Consider the following 21,072-nt stretch of genomic DNA (forward strand, 5'->3'; position numbering starts at 1 on the left):
ATGGATGCAGGACATCTTCATCAGTAATCAAGGAGAACGCCATGGCAGCAATGAATGGAGCCGCGGTCGGCACGCAGTTGACGGCTCGCGCGGGCGCAGCGCTGGCGGTGCCGACCCTGCTTGGCCAGTCGGCGATGCGCATCCCGGTGGGCGGGCGCATCCGGGCCGGCATCAAGGTGTTGACCCGCAAGGCTGCGGAAGTGCCGGAGGCGCGTGCCATCTACGACGCCGGTGTGTCCCAGGGCCAGGGCTTCGAGGCGATCGAACGCGAGATCGTCCAGCGTTGCTCGACGCTCAAGAATCCGCTCACGCCCAAGAACGTCCCGTATTTCACCGTGCGTGGCGAGGACTTCCCCAATCCCGAGGTGGCACGTCAGATCATGTCGCTTTATGCCGAGGATCGCGGCGACGGCGTGCGCCGGCTTTACCGGTTCCCGGTGGTGTTTCCGGCCGATGCCTGGCAAAGCGTGATGCCCCACGAACTGGTGACCTGGACGGCGAGCGAACGGCGCTTCTGGTCCGAGTACGCCGAAGATGGGCAGACGCGCTACTGCAAGACGCACGAAGCGGTGCCCGTGGACGCCAGCGGCCGCCGCACGATCCGCATCTTCGGCGGACGCAAGACCGTGCTTCGCGCAGAGAACGGCGGGCTGTGCGACCCCGAGAGCTGCCCGGAGTACCAGCAGCGCAAGTGCAACCTGACGGGGCGATTCATCTTCTTCATCCCCGGCATCAAGTCGCTCAGCGCCATCGACCTGCCGACGAACAGCTTCTACGCCATGCAGGCTGCGATCGAGAAGTTCACGACGATCGCCTTCATGCGCGGCGGGCGCATCTCCGGCTTTCTGGACGGCCAGCGCACGCCGTTCTTCATCAGCAAGCGCCTGGTAGAAGTGTCCCGTATCGACGAGGAGGGCCGGCCAACTCGCGTCGCGCAATGGTTGATCGAACTGGAGGCGCCCATCGACGTGACGTCGCTCCTTCGCCCCGACGATGGGCTGGAGGCCCTGGAGATGCGCGCCGCCGAGGCGGCCAACCTGCTCGCTGGCGAGTCGGGTGGGCCCACTGAGGACGCCGACGGCCCCGTTGCCCATCGGGAGCGCGGTGCGCAGGTCATCGACCTGGAGGAGGTTCCTGCAAGCCAGCCCCGCAGCGACTCGGTGCCGTCAGCGGTGCGCGTCGAGCCTGCTGCACCACCTGCCGCCAGCCCGGCAGTGCGCGCTGATCGAAAGGGCAGTGCAAGCGCCGCGCGAGCGCGAGACGAGGCTGCGGCAGTCGTTGTGGACCATGCCCGAGATCTGCAATGGATCATCGACGCGGCAGCCGCGCTGGGCGTCGATCCACAACGCTTCGAGGCGTACGCCGAGAAACGCTGGGGCAGGGGGTGGAAGCTCGCCGCGGGCGGCCGCAAGCGGGCGCTGGATGACGTGTCGGCCTTCGCGGATGATCCGAACGGTTTCCAGGAGAAGGTCCGGGGCGAGCTGGAAGTGTTCTCGTGAAGCGCGTTGACAGCCGGGCCCGCGGCGAGACGATGCATGCATACCGGGCCTAGCGGCCCTCAGCCAAGGAGCACGGCATGATCAAGGTAGGCCATTTCTCGGACCTGCATTACTGCGAGAAAAACCTGGAAGAGGCGGACCGCTGCTTCGGATTCGCGGTGGAAGCAGCCATCCAGCGGGGGATCGATGTCGCGGTGATCTCGGGCGACGCCACCGATCACGCACTAGACGTACACAGCCCGGCCGTGGTGGCGTTGGCGCGCCGAGTGCTGCAACTGGCTAACCACTGTCCAGTCCTGATGCTGCAAGGCACGTTCTCCCATGAGCCACCGGGGACGCTGGCGATCTTCCCGCTGCTCGGCGGACGCCATCCCATCCACGTCGCCGACCGCATTTCCCAGGTGTCGCTGAGCGCCAGCGGGCGATGGACCGCCTCCGATGGCTGGCGATTCGACGGTGCGGCGCCGGGCTCGCTGGCGCTGTTCACCTGTGTGCCCACCGTCAACAAGGCTGCGGTGGCAGCGGTCGCGGGGGCCAGTGAGGCGGCCGAGGCGCAGGGGCGTGAACTTGCTGCGCTGCTGGCCGGCTATGGCCAGGTCAACCAGCAGGCGCGTGCGGCCGGCGTGCCCACCATTGGCGTCTCACATGGCACCGTGTCGGGTTGCGTGACCGAGCATGGCGTCCCGATGGCGGGGTTCGATCACGAGTTCACTGTCGCGTCGCTCCTCTCCGCGCAGGCGCAGGCCTTCATGCTGGGCCATATCCACCGGCACCAGCACTGGGAGAAAGATGGCCGCCTTGTGGGCTATGCCGGATCGATCGGCAGGTTCCACCACGGCGAACTGGGCGAAAAGGGCTTCGTGGCATGGCAGGTGGGGGCGGCGAGCGCGACACTCGAACTGGTCCCGACGCCATCGCGTCGAACGGTGGACCTGTTCTTCGAAGGCAAGCCCGACCTCGGCCGCATTCAGGCGGCGGTGGCAGAGCAGGGCCTGCAGGGCGCCCACATCCGGGTGCGTTGGGTGGTCGCCGACGAGGACCGTCATGACGTGGACCGCGACGCCATCTGCCGATTACTCGAAGGCGCGGCCGATGTCCAACTGGAGGGCCGCATGATCCCTGTCGTGCGCAGCCGTGCAGCCGGTATCTCCCGCTGCGCCAGTCTGGAGGCCAAGGTCACGGCGTGGTGCGAAGTCAGCAACGTTGAACCGCTGCCGGTTCTGGAGCGCCTGGCCGCCTTGGGCGGTGGTGAGCCTGCGGCTATCGCCGCAGATTTGCTGGCGGTCCCCAAGGCGGCTGAGGACCGGCCTGCAGCACCGCTGCGCGAGACTCAGCAGCCGGAGTTCGACCTATTCGGAACGTGAGTCGAATACATCGTCCGGTCGGCGAGCTTCATGTCGTCGCCAGCGTCCGGCCACCGATGCGAAACACGGCAACCGCCTGCACGAGGCCCTGCGCCTGGCGTTTCAGGCTGTCTGCGGCGGCGGCACACTCCTCGACCAGGGCCGCATTCTGCTGCGTGACCTGATCGATCTGCGACACCGCATCACCAACCTGGCCGACGCCGGTGCTCTGTTCGGAGCTGGCGGCGCTGATCTCGGAGACGAGTGTGCTGACCTGGCGCACCGATGACACCACTTCGTCCATCGTGCTGCCCGCACGGTCGACAAGCGTGGTGCCCTGTTCGACCTGTTCGACGCTGGAGGTGATCAACTGCTTGATCTCCTTCGCGGCGTGCGCGCTGCGTTGCGCGAGTGTTCGAACTTCACCGGCTACGACCGCGAAGCCACGGCCTTCCTCGCCGGCTCGAGCGGCTTCGACGGCGGCGTTCAAGGCGAGGATGTTGGTCTGGAAGGCGATGCCGTCGATCACGCCGATGATGTCGGCAATCCGAGCGGAGCTCGTGCTGATGCCCTTCATCATCGAGACGACATCGTCCACGACGCCGCCGCCTCGGGTCGCGATTTCGCAGGCCTCGCCGGCCAGCTGATTGGCCCGGCGTGCGCTGTCGGCGTTGTTGCGGACGGTGGCGCCCAACTCGTCCATCGTGGCCGCGGTCTGCTGCAGCGCGCTGGCTTGTTCTTCCGTTCGCTGACTGAGGTCGGTGTTGCCTGACGAGATCTGTTGCGTGCCGGTCGCGATGGCGTCGGAAGAGTCGCGTACCTGGGTGGCGATGTCGGCCAAGCTGGCCTGCATGGAGCCCAGGGAAGCCAGCACGCTGCCTTTCGGGGCCGTTGCAACGCCGGCCACGGGGCTCAGGTCGCCAGCAGCGACCTTCTCGGCCGCAAGGCTCAGCGCATCAGGTTCCGCACCAAGCGCGCGCCCGAGGCTGCGCGTGATGAGCACACCGGCTGCGATGGCCAGCACTACGGCGACACCGCACGCGATCATCAGGATCGTGCGCTGCTGCTTCATGTGCTCCGCCGACGCTTCGACCATCGCGGCTGCGCGCGCTTCAGTGAGCTTGCGATAGTTCTCGCCGACCTTGACCAGGGATGCCAGCAAGGGCCGGCACTCGTCGTTCATCTTGGTCACTGCGGCTTCGTGCTGGCCCTTGGTGGCGAGGTCGACGATCGATAGCGCCACCTGCCCGTACTGCTTCTCGATGCGGACGAGCTCGGCGATCAGTGCCTGGGCTTCGGGCGAGACATCAGCGCCGTGGGACATCGACTCCAACCGCGACAGCTCGCGCTGGACCGCCTCGTGTGCTGAGGCCACGCTGCGGTTCTCTGCCTCCCGGTCTTCCGGCTTGGTGACCAGCACGAGATTGCGTGCGGAGATCGCGCGCGCGTCGACGGCCGCCAGCACGTGGCCGACAACGGTCGCGCGTGTGTTGATGCCGCTGATGTAGGTAGCGAAGCCTTCCGCGGCTTGGCGAAGCGACAGCAGCGACAGCGCTGCGACCATGAACACCAGCAGCGCCAGTCCACCAAACGCAAGCGTGAGTTTGGTGCGAACTTTCCAGGGGGTACGAGTAGACATGGCTTCCTGCGTTGAGTGTTGTTGTTGACGGGCGCTCTGCTTGTCCCCACGCGATGGCCCGCAGAGCGGTCGGGGCCAGTCACAATCATTTTCGGTGGCTGTTGCCCAAGCTGAAGAGACTGGGTCCGCGAGTCGGTGTGCAGAATTCGAGGGGAACCGCCACGGGAAACTGCCTACAGGCCTGTCTCGTGCCTGTCGGCTGCATCCGTGGACGCCACGGCACGGGCCAGACTGCCGCGTTGGAGTGCGTCGCGGCGGCGCAACGGCTGCAGGCGGCGCTGGCCGAAATGCAACGTCGCCGTGCACCTGCCGGCGCCGCTCAACACCCTTTTCTCGGCTCGATGGGCTCCGGACTGGTTCGGCCTTTTCCGATCTGGTCGTCCGCAGTAATACGCGTCGAAAACTCTTTCCCGACAACCGCGCTGTTATATGGACTCCGCCGGATCCGCGCGGAATGGGGCGTGCATCAAGGCGATAAAGCAGAAGCAGCTTCGGTACGCTGGTCTTCGGATGAGGCCACGCGGAACGCCCTTTGTCGTGAAGGATTCGAGGTCGCGCGGCTGGCGTTCGTTCGCGCGGGCCGGAAGGCATCCGCCGGGCGTATGTGCCACCAGATGCCGAACCTTGATCACGCGCTCCCGCGCGCGACCATGCTTTCGCTGGGCCACGTCGCGGCCTGTGGAGAGAAAAATGCAAGACGCCGCTTCCGAATGTCCGGTCGCCCCCATGCGCGGCCAAGGTTATGTGCCGCACTCCATCGTGTTGACCGGGTTCAAGGGCATCCGGAGCGGCCTGGGCCGCGAGACCCTGGACCTCGATCTGGATGCCATCACCGGCGACGCAGCGCTGGTCGCGATCGGTGGCACCAACGGGCGCGGCAAGACGACGCTGATGGACAACCTGCACCCCTTATGTTGAATTCACTGTGTCAACAGTGGGCCAAGACGCGGCGTCTCACTGCCGCTGCAGGGTGGCAATCAATGGGCATGAAAGCTTGCCCCGCCTCGTGCAGCAGTCGCGAACGAGGCCAGCCAGCGCCGACTCGATCCGCCGCAGATCCTTCAGCTTCTGGCGCACGTCAGCGAGCTTTGCTTCAGCGAGCTTTCTCGCCTCGTCACAGTGCGTGCCGTCGTCCAGTCTCAGCAAGCCCGCAACCTCGTCGAGGCTGAAGCCCAGGCGCTGTGCGGCCTTCACGAACCGCACCCGTGCGACGTCCTTCGCCTCATAGCGCCGAATGCGGCCGTAGGGCTTGTCGGGTTCGGGCAGCAGCGCGCGGCGCTGGTAGAAGCGCACCGTCTCCACGTTGACCCCGGCCGCCTTGGCGACGGCCCCAATCGTCAGTCCCTGCTGATCGCTGTCCATGCCGCTTGACTCCGTACATGAGTACGGAAATAAGCTTACGCCATCGTCTCTCCGACCGAGGAAAGTGCATGACGGAATCGCAGACCGGGCGCGGCGCGCTCGTCGGCGGCGGACTCGCCGCGATCCTGGCTTCCGCGTGCTGCCTGGGCCCGTTGGTGCTGGTGACCCTGGGCTTCAGCGGCGCGTGGATCGGCAACCTCACGGCGCTGGAGCCCTATCGGCCGTTGTTCATCGGCGTGGCGCTCGTCGCCATGGGCTTCGCGTGGCGCCGCATCTATCGGCCTGCTCAGCAATGCAAACCGGGTCAGGCGTGCGCGATTCCGCAGGTTCGGTCCACCTACAAGGCCGTGTTCTGGATCGTGGCCGCGCTGGTGCTGATCGCGCTCGCCTTCCCCTACGTGTTGCCGCTGTTCTATTGACCAGGAGTGCTCCATGAAGAAGCTGATCATCATCGCCGCCCTCGCCATGTCCGGCGCGGCCGCCATCCAGGCGGCGCCGCAGACCGTGACGCTGGACGTGCCGGGCATGACCTGCGCGGCGTGCCCGATTACCGTGAAGAAGGCGATCTCGAAGGTCGATGGCGTGAGCAAAGTCGACGTGAGCTACGAGAAGCGCCAGGCCGTCGTGACCTTCGATGACGCCAAGGCCAGCGTGCAGAAGCTGACCCAGGCGACCGAGAACGCGGGCTATCCGTCCACCGTCAAGCGCTGACGCCGCAGCGATCGAGGAGGCCATCATGAGCGTCATGACGCGCGTCGCGGACAAGGCCGGAGCGCTGGGCAGCATCGTGTCGGCGATGGGTTGCGGGGCTTGCTTCCCGGCCCTGGCCAGCCTCGGCGCAGCACTCGGGCTCGGCTTCCTGAGCCAGTTTGAGGCCGTGTTCGTCACCGTGCTGCTGCCGCTGTTCGCGGCGCTGGCGCTGCTCGCCAACGCACTCGGCTGGTTCAGCCACCGCCAGTGGCAACGCAGCGTGCTCGGCATGATCGGTCCGGCCATCGTGCTGGTCGCCAGCTTCACCGTGGCCGAAAAGCTGCTCTACGTGGGCCTCGCGACGATGGTCGCGGTGTCGGTGTGGGACTTCGTCTCGCCGGCGAACCGGCGCTGCGGGCCGGACGGCTGCGAAGTCCCGCCCAAGCACGCCTGAAGCTATCACGCTGCGGCTGCCGGCGGAAGGTAACCCGATGACCGAACTCGCGATCAGCGGCATGACGTGCGAGTCGTGCGCCACGCACGTTCGCCAGGCCCTGGAGAAGGTGCCTGGTGTGCGTTCGGCGCAGGTGTCCTACCCCAAGGGAACCGCACGCCTCACGCTCGCCCCTGACACACCCGTGGCGGCACTCGTGTCGGCCGTGGCCGCAGCCGGCTATCGCGCGCGCGTCCCCGAGGCTGCGTCCGGTCCGTCGCGCGACGGCTTCTTCGAAAGGGCGCGCAGTTGGCTCGGCAGTGGTCAGAAGGCACGCGGCGGCGAGGTGCTGCACGTCGCCGTCATCGGCAGCGGCGGTGCCGCGATGGCCGCCGCGCTCGAATCGGCCGAGCGCGGCGCGCGGGTCACGCTCATCGAACGCGGCACGACCGGCGGCACCTGCGTCAATGTCGGCTGCGTGCCGTCCAAGATCATGATCCGTGCTGCGCACGTCGCGCACCTGCGGCGGCGCAGCCCGTTCGACGCCGGGGTGTCCGCTGCCGAGCCGACCATCCTGCGCGACCGCCTGCTCGCCCAGCAGCAGGCGCGGGTGGACGAACTGCGCCACGGCAAGTACGAGAGCATCCTGCAGGGCAGCCCGGCCATCACAGTGGTGCACGGCACGGCGCGCTTCACAGACGCTCGGTCGTTGACGGTGGTGCTGCGCGACAGGGGCGAGCAGGTCGTGGCGTTCGACCGCTGCCTGTTGGCCACTGGCGCCAGTGCGGCGGTGCCGCGGATTCCAGGCCTTGCCGATACGCCGTTCTGGACTTCGACCGAAGCGCTGGCCAGCAGCGAGATTCCGCCGCGGCTGGCGGTGATCGGTTCGTCCGTCGTCGCGGTGGAACTCGCACAGGCATTTGCGCGTCTCGGCAGCCAGGTCACGATCCTCGCGCGCAACAAGCTGTTCTTCCGCGAGGACGTGGCCATCGGCGAGGCGCTCACCGCCGCGTTCCGCGACGAAGGCGTCGAAGTGCTCGAGCAGACGCAAGCCAGCCGCGTTGCGCATGCCGGTGGCGAATTCGTGCTGACGACGAATCATGGCGAGCTGCATGCCGAGCGGCTGCTGGTGGCCACGGGCCGCACGCCGAACACGCGCGGGCTCAACCTCGAAGCCGCCGGCGTGAAGGTGGACGAGCAAGGCGCCATCGTGGTCGACGATCACATGCGCACCAGTGCGCCGAACATCTATGCCGCAGGCGACTGCACCACCCAGCCCCAGTTCGTGTACGTCGCGGCCGCCGCGGGCACGCGGGCGGCGATCAACATGGCCGGCGGCGACGCGGCGCTGGACCTGAGCGCGATGCCGGCCGTCGTGTTCACCGATCCGCAGGTCGCGACGGTCGGTCTCAGCGAAGCTGAAGCGCGCCAAGCGGGGATCGAAACCGACAGCCGCACGTTGACGCTCGACAACGTGCCGCGTGCGCTGGTCAACTTCGACACGCGCGGCTTCATCAAGCTGGTGGCCGAAGCCGGTACCGGCCGGCTGCTGGGCGTGCAGGCGGTCGCCGCCGAAGCGGGGGAACTCATCCAGACCGCCGCCATCGCCATCCGTGCCGGCATGACCGTGCACGATCTGGCCGACCAGTTGTTCCCGTACCTGACGATGGTCGAAGCCCTGAAGCTTGCGGCGCAGACCTTCACGAAGGATGTGAAGCAACTGTCGTGCTGCGCCGGCTGAGCTTCAGCTGGACTTGAACAAGGAACTGCGCGGCGCATCGCCGCCTTGCGGCCAAGCGCGTGAAGGGTCGCGACTGACGACCGTTGAAAGCGTCGCCGGCCATGCGAGCCTGATCGGAGACCAACTCCGAGGCATGCCATGCAGCCACTCCGACTCACCCTCAAGGGCTTCCGCGGCATCCGCGACGGCCTGGGTCTCGACGAGATCACGCTTGACCTGGAGCGCCTTGCCGACGGTGCAGAACTGATCGCCATCGCGGGCCCGAACGGCAGCGGCAAGAGCACGATCATGGACAATCTCGTGCCCTATCTCGGCCTCCAAAGTCGTGCCTCGATGTCGGCACCCGGCGGCTTCTCGTACTACGAGCACGTCTATCTGCCGGAGAGCCTGAAGGACCTGACCTGGGCGCACGAAGGGCGGTGCTATCGCTCGCAGATCGTCATTCGAGTCAGTGGCCGGCGACGCACTGAGGCATTCCTGCTCACGCTCGATGATGGCGGACGCTGGTCCCCCGTGACGCTCGAGGATGGGACCATCTCGGATGGCCGGGTCGAGACGTACACGCGCTGTGTGGAGAGCATCTGCGGCAGTGCAGAAACCTTCTTCACCTCTGTGTTCGCAGCCCAGGGCAAGCGCCAGCTCAGCACCTATCGCAACGCCGAGATCAAGACGCTGCTGGCCGACCTGCTGGGGCAGGAGGAGATCCGGGCGCTGGGCCAGAAGGCGGCGGAGACCGCCCGCCTGCTGAAAGCTGGGCTGGCAACACTGCGTCAGGAACTCGCCGGGGTCGACGCGGAGGATCAACACCTCGAGGCGGCGCGCCGAAAACTCGACGGCGCCGGCGATCGCGTGTCGGCGGCCGATCGCGCGAAGAGGTCAACGCAGTCTGCCCTGGAGGCCGCCCAGACGGGGCATGCCCGCGTGGTGGTCGAACGCGAGCAGTCGCGAGCCACCGATGCCCGGCGGGCACAGCTCATGGCCGAACGGCAATCCAACCTGGCAGGCGCGGCACAAGCGCTGAGCGCGCTCGATGTTCAGGAACGGGCCGAGCACCAGCGGCTGGAGCGCCTCGATCAGCGGGTCGCCAATCGGCTGCAGCAGGAACGTTCGCGGCGCCAGGCCTTGACCCAATCCCGGCAGCGATGCCTTGCGGCGCTCGCCGAGGCCGGCGCGGTGCGTCGCGCCGAAAGGCGCCTGCCGCTGGCGCAACGTGTGCAGGCGCTGCGCGGCGCACGCACGCTCGCCTGCCGCGAGCAGGTCCATCAGCTGACGCATTGCCAAGGGGCGGTGCGCCTCGCGGAGCAGCGCGCCGCCGCCATCGAACGGGATGCGGGTCGAGCCGTGCTGAAGGCTGAGGAACTCGCGCGCCGGTTCGGACTGACCGGCGAGGTGCCCTGCGCCGGCACGGACCTGCAGGGGCGTTGCAAGTTGCTCGCTGACGCGCGCGAGGCGCAGGTGCTGATCCCCAACGCCCAGGCCCAGGTCGCCCGTCTGGTGAGCGAGAAGTCCGAGGTCCAGCGGGAACTTATCGATGCCCGCCGGCGTTGCGGGGCACTGGCCGGCGCGCCGCACGCCCTGGCGCGGGCCGAGGTCCGCGAGGCCGTCGCACGCGAGCGGGCGAACCGCTTGTCGGTCGTGCGTTCGAAGGCCCAGGCGTGCGCGCAGGCGCAGGCGACCCTGGTCGAGATCGAGCAGGAACTTCAGGCGCTGGGGCTGCAGGCTAGTGAGGGCGCCGCTGCCGAGACCATCGACGAACGTGCGGAGCGCCAACAGATCGCGGCGGCACGAAAGGCGATCGAGGGGCAAAGGGATCAGCAGGCCGGGCAGACCGAAGCGGCGCTGGCGCGCCTGGATCAGGCGCTCGCAACGCTGCCGCCCGCCTTCGACGAGCAGCAGGCCGCGCGCGCAGCCCGTGCGCTGGCTACCGCGCGGGAGGCCCTCGCTGCGGCGGAGCGGGCAATGCTCACGGCGGTGCGTGAGTCGCAGCAGCTCGAGGAGGTCTCCAAGCAGTCGGCCCGGCTGGGCGAACGCGGCGAAAGCCTGCGCGCGCGCTGCGCTCGAGTCGAGGATGAGCTGGGCAACTGGAACCTCTTCGCCCGTTGCATGAGCAATGACGGGCTGATCGCTCTGGCGATCGACGATGCGGGACCTGCGCTGTCGGCGCTGGCAAATGACCTGCTGCTGGCCTGCTACGGGCCGCGCTTCACGGTGTCCATCCGAACCTTGCTGGAGACGGCCAAGGGCGAGCAGAAGGAGGGCTTCGACATCGTCGTCCACGACGGCGATACCGGCGACAGCAAGAGCGTCGGCATGATGAGCGGGGGCGAGCGGACGTTGGTGGAGCTTTGCCTGACCCGGGCGATCGCGCTGTACCTGGCCCGAAACACGGGACGCCGATACACGACCCTGTTCACCGACGAGGCGGACGGCGCGCTGGATCCGCAGCGCAAGCGCATGTTCATGGCGATGAAGAGGGAAGTCCTGCGCCTGGGTGGCTATGAGCGTGAGTACTTCATCTCGCAGACGCCCGAGCTGACGGCGATGGCGGATGCCGTGATCGACGTCGACGCGCTGAAGGCGGATGCGTGCGATGTCGATCGCGGCGTGTCAATGGCGTAGTCGCGGTCGTGGCGCGAGCCCGGCGCCGACAGCGCTGGTCACTGCGTGCCGGACCCTGGCATGCGCGGCTGTGCGACACCGACCCGCGCACCAAGGCCCCACAGGTACGCTTGGTCGAGTATCGGCTCGCATGCCGGCTCGCTTCGGGCGAGTTCCTCCAGGGCGCGCAGCAGGTGATCGGTGACACCGGGGCGTCCGGCGATCATGGCCAGCTTGTAGAGCCGCAACAGCGCTCGCGCGAGAGCGAGGTCCGACATGAGGGCGCATGTCATCGCAGACCTCCAGCGGGGCACCTGTGCCCCTGTCCTTCGCAGCTTAGACCTTGCTCCTGTGTCAAGGTCAAGACTTGGCCCGCGGCTCAGCGGCGCATCGAAACCACGTGCGGGCCGGCGGCGCGGCGCAGCTCGGCCAGTTCTCGCTCTCGCCGTTCGAGCATGAGGTGAGCGTCCTGCCAAGCCGCGAAGTAGTGATCGACGAGCGCGGCCAACTTGTCCAACTGCTCGCGCAACTCGCGGTTCTCCCGGCGAAGCAGCTTCGCCTGACGTGCAGGGGCGCCTGACGGGTCGCGTGCGTTCCGCTGCGCCTCGTGCAGCGCCTTCAAGGCCTCGGGGTGGTACCGGTACAGCGCATTGCGGGAGATCCCGGCGATCTGACACAGGGTCGTCGCGGTGAGCGGCTGCACCGCGACGCCGGTGCTTGGCGTGCGAACCAAGGTGGCCAACGCGTCCTGAAGCCGCTGCGCCGTGGACCGGCTGTCGGCGTCGACCTTGACCTCACGCATGGCTGTTCTCCTCGGCGCTTCCCGCGTCGAGCGTCCGAAGCAGGGTATGGGCCTCGTTCAGGCGCTCGCGGACGATGCGCAGCGTTTGCCGCGGCAGAGCGGGTTCGTTCAGCAGCGACTCGCAACGTCGCGCCTGCTCGAGCCAGTAGGTCCGATGCTGCGGCGAGACCACGAAGTTCCTGCAGCGCGCGCAGGTCGAAGGTTCGCGTCGCGCCGGGTTCGGCCCGGCGGCGTTGCCGAGGCAGGCGCTGTGTTCTTCGCGGTAGACGCAGAAACCCCAGTCGCACACGCCGAGCACCAGGCCCGCGTCGACCAGTAGGCGCGCGTAGCTCTTGAGGTCCTGCTTCAAGCGGCTGCCCCTGAAACGAGGGCGCTTGGCCACGATCTCGATGCCTGCGCGGCCGCCGAGGCCCGGGGCGGACAGCATGTGCTCCCAAGCCGCCATGGACTGCTGCAGGATCTCGGCGTCGATCTCCTGATTGAGGCGATAGTCTGAGCCGACGTAACCGTGGTCGGTCTCCGCACGCTCGCGATGACCCAGGTGCTGGCTCAGCGCGAAGAGGCAGGTGCGGTCGCGCAGCGCCGCAAACCTGGCGAAGGTCTTGCGCCCCTGGTGGGTCGTCAGCCTCCAGGGCCGATCCTGATGGGTCAGCCCGAGTCTCGCGCCGAAGCGCTGCAACTGCGTGGCGACGCGCGACGGCGATGCGATCTCCAACTGATCCGCGCGGGCGTGAAACCACTCCGTCGCACCGTTGCCCCTGCGCCGGCGCAGCCACAACTCATGGCGGCCCGAAACCATGCGATGCTCCGCGGACAGCGCCTCGAGCACCGTAATCGCCTGAACGGCCACGGGCGGTGCGACCCATTCGTGAGGCCGGCCGTCGTATCCCGGCTGACGCTTGAAGATGCTGCCGACGATCACGGTGACCGGGGAATCGACGCAGGCACCACTATCGTGTCGCTCCTGCACGCAGCCGGCCTTCAAGTGGAGGATCTCGCTGACCCGTGGCCCGACCAGATAGGACAGGACGACGAAACAGGCCGCGTAGAGCATGTCGATCCGCAAGACAAGCTCCGCCACCGACGCCAACGGCCGTTCGACTTCGGGCAGAGCACTGTTGGCCCGCTTCAACCTGCGCGTGGCCCGGCCGGTGTGAGCGTAGCCGCCTTGAGAGCGTCCAGCGGTCGCAGCCATCGCCTGGCGGTAGGTCTCCATCGCCTGCAGAACCCGTCCGGCGTCGCGCATGACGATGTCGACGGCGGCCTGGACCAGCGGCACGGCGACGCCGTCAGGGGTGGACGGCCACGGGCGGCGCAGACCCTCGCGATCACCGGCGGCCTGCCGGTGGTTGCTGCCGGGGAACGGATCGAATCCCAGGCCGTCGTCCAGCTCCATGCGGAAGCGATGAAGGTAGGTGAACAGGTACAGATGGCGCTGCACCGTGGACGCAGACCGCGACGGTCCGCGCGCCGTTGGCAGCTCGGCGAGCCAATGCTGAAACTGCAGCAAGGCTGCCGCGTCGAGCTCGGCAAATCGGCTGAGGCCCTCCCGGTCCATCCAGCGCACGAGGAATCGCAGCGAGAAGAAGTAGTTCAGGACCGAGCGCGGTCGCAGCGGCAGGCCCGTGCACAACGATCGGCAGCGGATCAGGGCGACCAGTTGCTTGCAGGTCTGTCGCAGCGTCGCGTAGCGCGCGTCGGTGAAGTGGCGCCCCTCCTGCAGCGCGAAGTCCCAGGCCAGACTGACGGGCAGTTCCTCCTCGAGCGCGTTCGTCGGCGCGAAGCGCCAGACCGGATCCTCCCAGCGCGAGTCCTTCAGGAACCAAGCGCGATCGTCAGATGCCGGATCGATGGCGGGACGCGGAACCTGGAGTCGCGATGTCTGCATGGTCGAGCCTCAACGCAGCTCCGGCAATGGCGGCAGGAGTGGCCGCTGCGCTTCACCGGCCGCGAGGTCGTTCGCACCGAAGCGAGGGAGGATGTCTTCCTCGAGAATGCGCAGCGGCGGAGCGTAGACGGCCTCCCACCGCGCCGGGTGCAGCACCACAGCGGCCGCGCGCAGGTGATCGCGTGCCTGCAGCAGTCGGGCAATGGTGGCGGGGTCGCAGGGGATGATCGCGTTGGGGCAGGTGAAACAGCCCATGAAGTGCGTGCAGAGCGCGCCGCTCCTCGATCCGGGCGCGGTGCCTGAGAGCGGATCCTTGCAGTCGAAGCCGAACATCGTGACCGCCGGCCCGCGCGGGGATGGCGGCTTGGACGATGTCGCCGGCGGGGTTGGAGGCAATGGCGTCTCGACATGCCGCAGGAATGCGCCCTGAAGATCCGCGATGCGCGAGCGATTGCGGGCCTGCACCAAGGGAGTCTGTACGTAGTGGACGGTCGTGGCGACGTTCACGTGGTTGGCGACGGCCTTGGTGCGCAACAGGTCGCCACTGAAGCGATAGAAGCAGGCCAGCACGCTCGGACGAATGAGCGCTGGCGCGAATGGCGGCAATCCGTGGCGCCTGCAGAACGGTCCGAGCCGGTGATGGACCGTGATGATCGACAGGGCGTTGACCGTGACGTGGCCTTTGAAGACGAAGAGTCGATTGCGCTGCGCGGCCGGCGCCAGAGGCACCAGCCGCTCGTTCCAGGCCAGGAGGTCTCTGACGAGTGCCGGCGGCTCGAAGGCCTGTGTGCTGTCGAAAGTCCGGCGCTGGATGCGCGATGCGCGCGCCTTGAACCAAACGAGCAGTTCGCGGTCGTCGAGCAGGGGCAGCGGCTGAAGGCAATCGCGCGTGAGATCGGCGATAGCCTCCGGGTTGCCGGCGGTATGAATCAGGATGGCCAGGTAGTAGGGCAGCAGCGTCTCCGCTCGGGGGTACAGGTAGAGACCCAGCTGCTTGGCGCCGCCGTATCGACGCACGGCTTGCTGAAGCCAGAAGTTGCCCTTGCGCTCGATGGTGTAGCGATCGGGAATGATGCCGCCGAAGCGTTCCTCGATCTGCGTGAGTGCCCAGCCGAGCGTGCCGGGCTTGTCGCCTTCGGACGCGCGCAGCCTGGCGGCCGACTCGCGAGCTGCGCGCATCGCGGCGATGTCCTCTTCGCAGGCACGCAGGATGGCGCGCAGTTGCTGCGGCGACAGCGTTGCGCGCGGCGGCCTGTCGCGGCCCTTGCCGGGAAACGGGATGAAGGGGTAGTCGATGCTGCCGACGAGGTCGGGGCGACACCGCTCGAGCCAGCGCAGCAGTTGGCGCAAGCACGAGTAGATCGACGCTCGCGTGGAGATCGCCCATGGTTCGCCGTCGGGGCGTCTCTGCATGTTGAGCCACTCGATGTAGCGCACGACCGTCGTTCGATTCAGGTCCGCAACCGACCTGACGGCGCCGGACTCGGCGGCGAACCGCTCGAAGACCAGCATCGAATTCCAGTAGGAGACGATGCCGCGGCTCGAGCGGGCTCCAACGTGGGCCCAAAACGCTTGGGCGATTGCAGCGCGCGCGTCCTCGGGCAGATTCAACGAAGAGAAGTCGACGAGCGTCTTGCGAATCAGGCGAGGGGCATCGTGGCACACCGGCCGCTGGACTTCGGCCGGAGCGGCAGCCAACTCGGAGGTGAACCGCCGCACAGCCACTTCGTGCCGGGAGGTCATGGTTCTTGCGCCCCCGACAGCAGCGTGTCCAGGACGCCCTTGAGCACGCAGGCGTCGACGGCGATGGCGCGCAGGTACCGGTCCGTGGTCTCGACGTGCTCGTGGCCGAGCAGCATCTTGACGACGACCAGCGGGTTGACGTTGGCGCCCTCGTTGGCCAGATGTTCGAGCCGTGCCAGCAGCATGCATGCGAAGGTCGCGCGCAGCAGATGCGTGGTCGCCTTGAAACCGCAAGCCTGTCCGGCCGAACTGACGGTGCGCTGGTAGGCGTTCTTGCCCGCCGGAGCGCCGCGGGCGTTGATGAACAGTGGTGAGCTGTCGATCGTTCGTCCGTTGCGGCGTGCTCGGCGAAGCCAGGCCCGACGGAGCCCGGAACGGTATCCGTTGGTCTCGTCGATCAGGCTCGCAGGTGCAATGACGTAGCCGGGCTTGCGGCCCTTGCGCAGAATCTCGATGGTGTGGTGAGCGGCGGCCGGGGGAGGTTGCTCGCCGATGTCGGTGACGCTGAGGCGCAGCAGTTCGCTGACTCGCAGGCCGGTGTACAGCTGCCAGCGCGCCATCAGGTCGTACGGTGGGGAGAGGGTCGCGAGCAACTCGCGGGCCTGCTCGGAGATGAGCGGCCGAGGCAGCGGTTCGTGCTGCCGCAGTACGAACAGGTTGCGGGCCCCGTCCGGTGCATACCGCGTGCGAGTCGAACGGTGACGTCTCGCGACGCCGAAGTCACCAGCCTTGTCGACCAGTGACGACTCGCTCAGCCAGTGCGTCCGGACAGCCCAGGCATAGAACCTGAGGACGCCGCGGACTCGGTGGTTGATCGTCGTGGTGCAGTAGGGGCGGCCGGTATGCGAGCTCGGCTGCGTCATCATGCGATTGCGATAGGCGACCAGGTCGACGGCGTCCGCGCTGTTCCACGCGATATCGTTTTGCTCGAGCGTCTCGAACCAGTCGTAGAGAATCTCGGCGTAGGTTCGGAGCGTGTCCGGGGTGTGCGCGCGCTGGATCGAGTGCTCGTGCAGGTAGGCGACTGCCGGTTCGATCAGTTGCCAATGCTTGGTGAAGAGAAGCGGGAACCCGGTGGGACGCGGCTCGCGAAGCGAAATCGTCAACGCCTTCGCCGCCGTCGGCGCAAAGCGCGTGGCAACGTCGGCGGGATTCGGCAATGAGGCCTTGCGAAGGATCGTCACCATCGCGCTCTACCTCGCGGTCAGATGCTTGACCGCCTCCACGAACGACATGTCGAGCAGGTGCATCGCCAAGTCGATGGCGCCGCCACCGCCGGCGCGAGCGCGCGTGTCGTACCACTTGACGCCGGTGGTCAGGATCTCGAACTCACCGCGCGCGGTACTGGCATGCCAGCGGAGGCTGTGCTGGGCCTTGAGCGGCTGATACGTCGGGTCGGGCTTGACGTGATCGGCCAGCAGCGCGAGCGCGTCGCTGGCCGGCATCTGACGAAGCCGTGTCAACGTTGAGGCACTGAACGATCTGCGTGATCGGCGCGCAACCATGCCGCGAACCCCTTCATGGGAGTTGCTGAAAACGCGGGACGCGCCGGGCTACTCGCCTCTGAAAGAGGCTGGGGCTGCTCGGGCTGTGGTCACTTTAGGCAGTGATGGCTCAGGAGGCAATCGCGTTGACACGCGCGAATGCAACCTAACATCCCTACCTCGTGATGCCTTCGCGTGCCGGTGCCGATGGGCTCGGTGCCTTCAGCTACTACGACCACGTTTACCTGCCGGAGAGCCAGAAGGAACTGGTCTGGTCGCATCGCGGCGTGCGCTACAAGACGCAACTCGTCTTCCGAGTCAACGGCAAGCGCAAGACCGAAGCGTTCCTGTTCGTATCCGTGGCGGGGGCATGGAAGCCCGTGGCGCTGGCAGACGGCACGCCGGTGGACGGCAAGGTCGACACCTACGAGCGTGCTGTGACCGAGATCCTGGGACCGGCTGAGACCTTCTTCGCGTCCGTCTTCTCCGCTCAGGGGAAGCGTCCTCTGTCGGCGTACAAGAACGGAGAGATCAAGACCCTGCTGGCCGACTTGCTCGGGTTGGACGAGGTCCGTGCTCAGGGCGGTCGTGCAGCCGAAGTGGCGAAGCTGCTGAAGAGCGGGCTCGGGGTGATCCGGCAGGAGCAAGCCCAGGCCGTCGAAGCGCTGGCGACGCTCGCTCGGCAGGTCGATGCTGGGCGCGGGCTGCCTGCGCAGGTCGAAGCCGCGAGACTCGCCAAGCAACGGGCAGCGGAGGCGGATACTGCGGCGAAGTCCTCAGTCGCCTTGCTGGCCGGCGAGGCGCAGGCCGCATCGGCCACCGAAGCCCGACGTGTCGAACTGCAGACCAGCCGCACGCAGTTGACGCGGGAACACGCTGCCGCCGCTGGGCGACTCGACGCGGAAGCATCGCGCTTGGAGCAGCGCCGGGCGGTGCTGCGGCAGCGCGTTGCCGGCCGTGGCCGCGAGCACGCAGCGCGACTGCAGCGCCTGGAGGGCCAGGTGAAGCTGCTTCGTCAGGTGGCCGCCCGATGGGCGCGCGTGCAGTGGGCCGTCCACCGCCTGCCAGTCGCAGAAGAGGTGGCAGAGGCGCGTGCTGAACGCGTGGCCGCCGCGCAGGCCGAAGTCGTGCGGCTGGAGGCGCAGCGGGCCCGACAAGTCCTGCTGCGGCAAGGCGTGGAGGCCATGGACCGCGAAGCCGGGCAACTGGCCGTTCGGCAGGCCGACCTGTCACGGCGCTTCGGCCTTGTCGACCGCGTGCCCTGCAGCGGCACCGACCTGCAGGGGCGCTGCCAACTGCTCGGGGATGCGCGCGAGGCGCAGGCCCTGGTGCCGTCCGTCGAGGCGCAACTTGCCGCGATCGGGCAGCGAAAACAACAGGCGCAGCAGGAACTGGCTGCGCTGGGCGCCGAGCTGGACACCTTCGGGGCCGCCTGTGAACGGCGCAACCGCTGCGAAGTCGCGCTGGAGGCGGCCCAGGCACGCCAGCGTGCTCTGGCAGCGCTGGTCGCAGCAGCGGCGGAGGTACAGCAGGCGCAATCGGCCCTGGTCGCCGTTGAAGAGGAACTGAACGGGCTGCCGATGGATGCCGCGGCCGAGACCGAAGAGGAGGCGGCCGAACGGGCAGAGCAGGACGCTTCGCAGCGGCGGATGACCGAGGAGCGGGAACGCCTGCAGGTGGCCCTTGACCAGTCGCTGTCCGCGCTGGCCTTGCAGGAGCAGGCCTTGCCAGCCCCATTCGACCAGGGCCGGCTCGCGCAGGCTCGCCAGGCAAGCACGGTGGCGGCCGAGCGGTTGCGCGACGCCGAGGGAGCCGAACTCTCGGCGGTGCGCCAGCACGAGCAGTGGCTGGCGCTAGGCCGGCAGACCGACGCGTTGCGCGAGCAGCAGGATTGCATGGATCGGCGTTCGGCGACGGTGGAGCGCGAACTCTCGGTGTGGACGCTGCTGGCCAAGTGCCTGAGCAACGACGGCGTCGTGGCCCTGGACATCGACGACGCCGGTCCGACGTTCTCGGCCCTGGCCAATGACCTGCTGCTGGCCTGCTACGGCCCGCGCTTCACGCTGGAGGTCATCACGCAGACAGCGACAGCCAAGGGCGAATTGCGCGAGGACTTCGACATCGTCGTGCATGACGGCATGCGCGGCGAATCCAAGAGCCTCAAGCTGGTCAGCGGCGGCGAGCGGGTCTGGATCAACGAGTGCCTGACCCGCGCCATCGCGCTGTACCTGTCCAGCAACACCGGACGGCAATTCGGCACGCTGTTCTGCGACGAGGCCGACGGTCCGCTCGATCCGGACCACAAGCGAATGTTCATGGACATGAAGCGCGAGGTCCTGCGTCTGGGCCAGTACGCGCGCGAGTTCTACGTGTCGCAGACGCCGGAACTCACCGCGATGGCCGATTGCGTGATCGACCTCGATGCACTGGCTCGGGAGGTCGCAGCGGAGGCATGAGTCGCCGGCCGGTGCGCGGCGGGCCGGGCCGAGCGTGGTTCCAATACTGCGTGTTGTCAGCAAGCCTCCCAGGCAATCTTGCGGCAGACCTCGGATCAGATTGAACAGGCGCAGCGTGAGGCGACGGGGCCGCTGTTAAGTCCACCAGACCGTTGGTGCGACACCTACCAGAAGTCGCAGGCCCTACGCAGCTGTCAGGGCCGCTTGAGCGAGCCCATCCGCGACGTGATCGAGCGCGCTACCCGCTGCCCGCACCGGTCCACGGGCGCGGACGCGCGGGTGAGAGTCGATAGCCTTGCCTCCGGCATGACGAGCAAGGTGCACTCAGAATGTTCGATTGATCGCCTCTCGTCAGTTCAACGACTGATGGCCCAGCCTGACGAGCATCTTCGGGTGGCGCTCGCTCAAGGCCTTCAACGCGAGCAGGCTCCGCTTCTCCGACTCGCGGTCGAAGGTAAAGCTTCCCGGTTCGACACCATGTTCCCAGCCCCAGCGCGTGTGGCAAGCATCGCCAGTAAGGAGCACCGGGCCTGTCGGCGTGCGCGCGAGGTAGGAGACGTGGCCCGCGGTATGCCCCGGGGTCAAAATTGCAAACAATGAGCCGTCGCCGAAGACATCGATCACGCCGTCAAACTTCCCGTCCGCGTCTTTGGTGAACTGGAACTCCTGAATGGCCGGTCTCCCCTCAAAGAAGCGATCCTCCATGCCCTGGACGAAGTAGTTCTCTGCCTTCGACTCCGCGGCTTCGCCGGGCCCGGTGAAAAACGGAACATTCTTCGGGATGTCCGGCATCCCGGAAATGTGGTCGAGATGGAGATGGGTCAGAAAGACCCCGTTCAGGGGCGTCCCCCCTGACTGGAGCGCCGACAAGGCGTCCGTCCGGACCACCATCTTGTCAAGCTTCGCGAAATGCCGAACGACAAATCCGACACCCAGGCTCTTGGGATCCGCGAGGAACTGCTTGGAAACGCCGGTGTCTATCATGAACAGACCCTGCGAGGGATGCCGCACGAGGTGCGTGTAGATCAGGATGGGCTCTTCGTGATCTTTGAGCCCGGCCTGTTCGGCCTTTGGATCTTTCAGGTTGATCAACCCGGAGAGATCGGCGACGTAGTCCGCGCTGGCGACCGTCTGAACCTCGATCGGTCCGGGCTGATCGATCAGCGCTTCCATCGTCGAGGAACTGACCGCCTTTCCAAGCCGGGCGGGTGCCGTTTCGTGGGTTGTTTGCGAACACGCAGCAAGCGTGCCGATGAACAGTGTGAGGATCGCTTTTCTGAGCATGATGAAGCCTTGTTGATTGCTGTTGGAGATGACGATCCGACCATGGCCGGTCGTTGTCAACGTGACGCTGTCGCGCGTGAACCGTCGCGAAGCGCCTGCGGCGGCTGAAC

18 protein-coding genes are annotated in these 21,072 nt (G+C 67.3%); 9 read left to right on the top strand and 9 right to left on the bottom strand.

What is annotated here, in order from left to right; all coding sequences use genetic code 11:
* Positions 1 to 41: 41 nt before the first annotated feature.
* Together CDN99_RS15435 and CDN99_RS15440 are read left to right on the top strand one after the other, a co-directional pair.
* On the top strand, positions 42 to 1,499 hold the full coding sequence (locus CDN99_RS15435; RefSeq protein ID WP_141100803.1) for a recombination directionality factor: 1,458 nt from the start codon (positions 42 to 44) through the stop codon (positions 1,497 to 1,499).
* A gap of 77 nt (positions 1,500 to 1,576) precedes the next feature.
* Positions 1,577 to 2,863, top strand: coding sequence for a metallophosphoesterase family protein (locus CDN99_RS15440; protein ID WP_238139540.1), 1,287 nt, complete (start codon positions 1,577 to 1,579; stop codon positions 2,861 to 2,863).
* A 28-nt stretch (positions 2,864 to 2,891) separates the two neighbouring features.
* On the opposite strand, the gene CDN99_RS29640 is transcribed toward CDN99_RS15440, so the two are convergent.
* Positions 2,892 to 4,481, bottom strand: a complete 1,590-nt coding sequence (locus tag CDN99_RS29640) for a methyl-accepting chemotaxis protein (protein WP_088385750.1) — start codon at positions 4,479 to 4,481, stop codon at positions 2,892 to 2,894.
* 690 nt (positions 4,482 to 5,171) lie between these two features.
* On the opposite strand from CDN99_RS29640, the gene CDN99_RS15450 reads away from it, so the two are divergent.
* Positions 5,172 to 5,399, top strand: a complete 228-nt coding sequence (locus CDN99_RS15450; RefSeq protein WP_141100804.1) for a hypothetical protein — start codon at positions 5,172 to 5,174, stop codon at positions 5,397 to 5,399.
* Between the two features lie 36 nt (positions 5,400 to 5,435).
* On the opposite strand, the gene merR is transcribed toward CDN99_RS15450, so the two are convergent.
* Entirely contained in the window at positions 5,436 to 5,843 is a 408-nt protein-coding gene (gene merR, locus CDN99_RS15455) for a mercury resistance transcriptional regulator MerR (protein ID WP_054018393.1), read from the bottom strand.
* A 68-nt stretch (positions 5,844 to 5,911) separates the two neighbouring features.
* On the opposite strand from merR, the gene merT reads away from it, so the two are divergent.
* From merT to CDN99_RS15480, 5 genes are all read left to right on the top strand, one after another.
* Positions 5,912 to 6,262 (top strand): mercuric ion transporter MerT, encoded by a 351-nt coding sequence (gene merT, locus CDN99_RS15460; protein ID WP_088385752.1) that lies wholly within the window; start codon positions 5,912 to 5,914, stop codon positions 6,260 to 6,262.
* 13 nt (positions 6,263 to 6,275) lie between these two features.
* Positions 6,276 to 6,554 carry a mercury resistance system periplasmic binding protein MerP gene (gene merP / locus CDN99_RS15465; protein ID WP_088385753.1) on the top strand — a complete coding sequence of 93 codons (279 nt, stop codon included), beginning with the start codon at positions 6,276 to 6,278 and terminating at the stop codon, positions 6,552 to 6,554.
* Between the two features lie 25 nt (positions 6,555 to 6,579).
* The gene (gene merC / locus CDN99_RS15470; RefSeq protein WP_088385754.1) at positions 6,580 to 6,987 is read left to right on the top strand and encodes an organomercurial transporter MerC; all 408 of its coding nucleotides are present in this window, start codon (positions 6,580 to 6,582) and stop codon (positions 6,985 to 6,987) included.
* Positions 6,988 to 7,024: 37 nt separating this feature from the next.
* Positions 7,025 to 8,707 (top strand): mercury(II) reductase, encoded by a 1,683-nt coding sequence (gene merA, locus CDN99_RS15475; protein ID WP_088385755.1) that lies wholly within the window; start codon positions 7,025 to 7,027, stop codon positions 8,705 to 8,707.
* Between the two features lie 138 nt (positions 8,708 to 8,845).
* Positions 8,846 to 11,326, top strand: a complete 2,481-nt coding sequence (locus CDN99_RS15480; RefSeq protein ID WP_088385756.1) for an AAA family ATPase — start codon at positions 8,846 to 8,848, stop codon at positions 11,324 to 11,326.
* A 38-nt stretch (positions 11,327 to 11,364) separates the two neighbouring features.
* On the opposite strand, the gene CDN99_RS15485 is transcribed toward CDN99_RS15480, so the two are convergent.
* The 6 genes from CDN99_RS15485 to CDN99_RS15510 all read right to left on the bottom strand — a co-directional run bounded on the left by CDN99_RS15485 (position 11,365) and on the right by CDN99_RS15510 (position 17,183).
* The gene (locus tag CDN99_RS15485; protein ID WP_088385757.1) at positions 11,365 to 11,598 is read right to left on the bottom strand and encodes a hypothetical protein; all 234 of its coding nucleotides are present in this window, start codon (positions 11,596 to 11,598) and stop codon (positions 11,365 to 11,367) included.
* A gap of 86 nt (positions 11,599 to 11,684) precedes the next feature.
* Positions 11,685 to 12,107: a hypothetical protein gene (locus CDN99_RS15490; RefSeq protein ID WP_088385758.1), complete on the bottom strand. Its 423-nt coding sequence runs from the start codon at positions 12,105 to 12,107 to the stop codon at positions 11,685 to 11,687.
* Complete coding sequence (locus CDN99_RS15495) at positions 12,100 to 13,995, bottom strand: site-specific integrase (RefSeq protein ID WP_088385759.1); 1,896 nt, start codon at positions 13,993 to 13,995, stop codon at positions 12,100 to 12,102. Before CDN99_RS15495 ends, CDN99_RS15490 begins: the two co-directional genes overlap by 8 nt.
* Before the next feature lie 9 nt (positions 13,996 to 14,004).
* The gene (locus CDN99_RS15500) at positions 14,005 to 15,738 is read right to left on the bottom strand and encodes a site-specific integrase (RefSeq protein WP_141100806.1); all 1,734 of its coding nucleotides are present in this window, start codon (positions 15,736 to 15,738) and stop codon (positions 14,005 to 14,007) included.
* On the bottom strand, positions 15,735 to 16,925 hold the full coding sequence (locus tag CDN99_RS15505; RefSeq protein WP_088385761.1) for a tyrosine-type recombinase/integrase: 1,191 nt from the start codon (positions 16,923 to 16,925) through the stop codon (positions 15,735 to 15,737). Before CDN99_RS15505 ends, CDN99_RS15500 begins: the two co-directional genes overlap by 4 nt.
* A 6-nt stretch (positions 16,926 to 16,931) precedes the next feature.
* Entirely contained in the window at positions 16,932 to 17,183 is a 252-nt protein-coding gene (locus CDN99_RS15510; RefSeq protein ID WP_162296490.1) for a hypothetical protein, read from the bottom strand.
* Between the two features lie 224 nt (positions 17,184 to 17,407).
* Between CDN99_RS15510 and CDN99_RS15515 the strand changes: the two genes are divergently transcribed.
* Entirely contained in the window at positions 17,408 to 19,678 is a 2,271-nt protein-coding gene (locus tag CDN99_RS15515; RefSeq protein ID WP_088385763.1) for a coiled-coil domain-containing protein, read from the top strand.
* Positions 19,679 to 20,029: 351 nt separating this feature from the next.
* Here CDN99_RS15515 and CDN99_RS15520 read toward each other — a convergent pair whose 3' ends face one another.
* Positions 20,030 to 21,022, bottom strand: coding sequence for an MBL fold metallo-hydrolase (locus CDN99_RS15520; RefSeq protein ID WP_202820283.1), 993 nt, complete (start codon positions 21,020 to 21,022; stop codon positions 20,030 to 20,032).
* Between the last annotated feature and the right edge of the window lie 50 nt (positions 21,023 to 21,072).

Origin of the sequence: Roseateles aquatilis (genome assembly GCF_002205645.1) — a bacterium.
In the GTDB taxonomy this organism is placed as follows: Bacteria; Pseudomonadota; Gammaproteobacteria; order Burkholderiales; family Burkholderiaceae_C; genus Roseateles; species Roseateles aquatilis.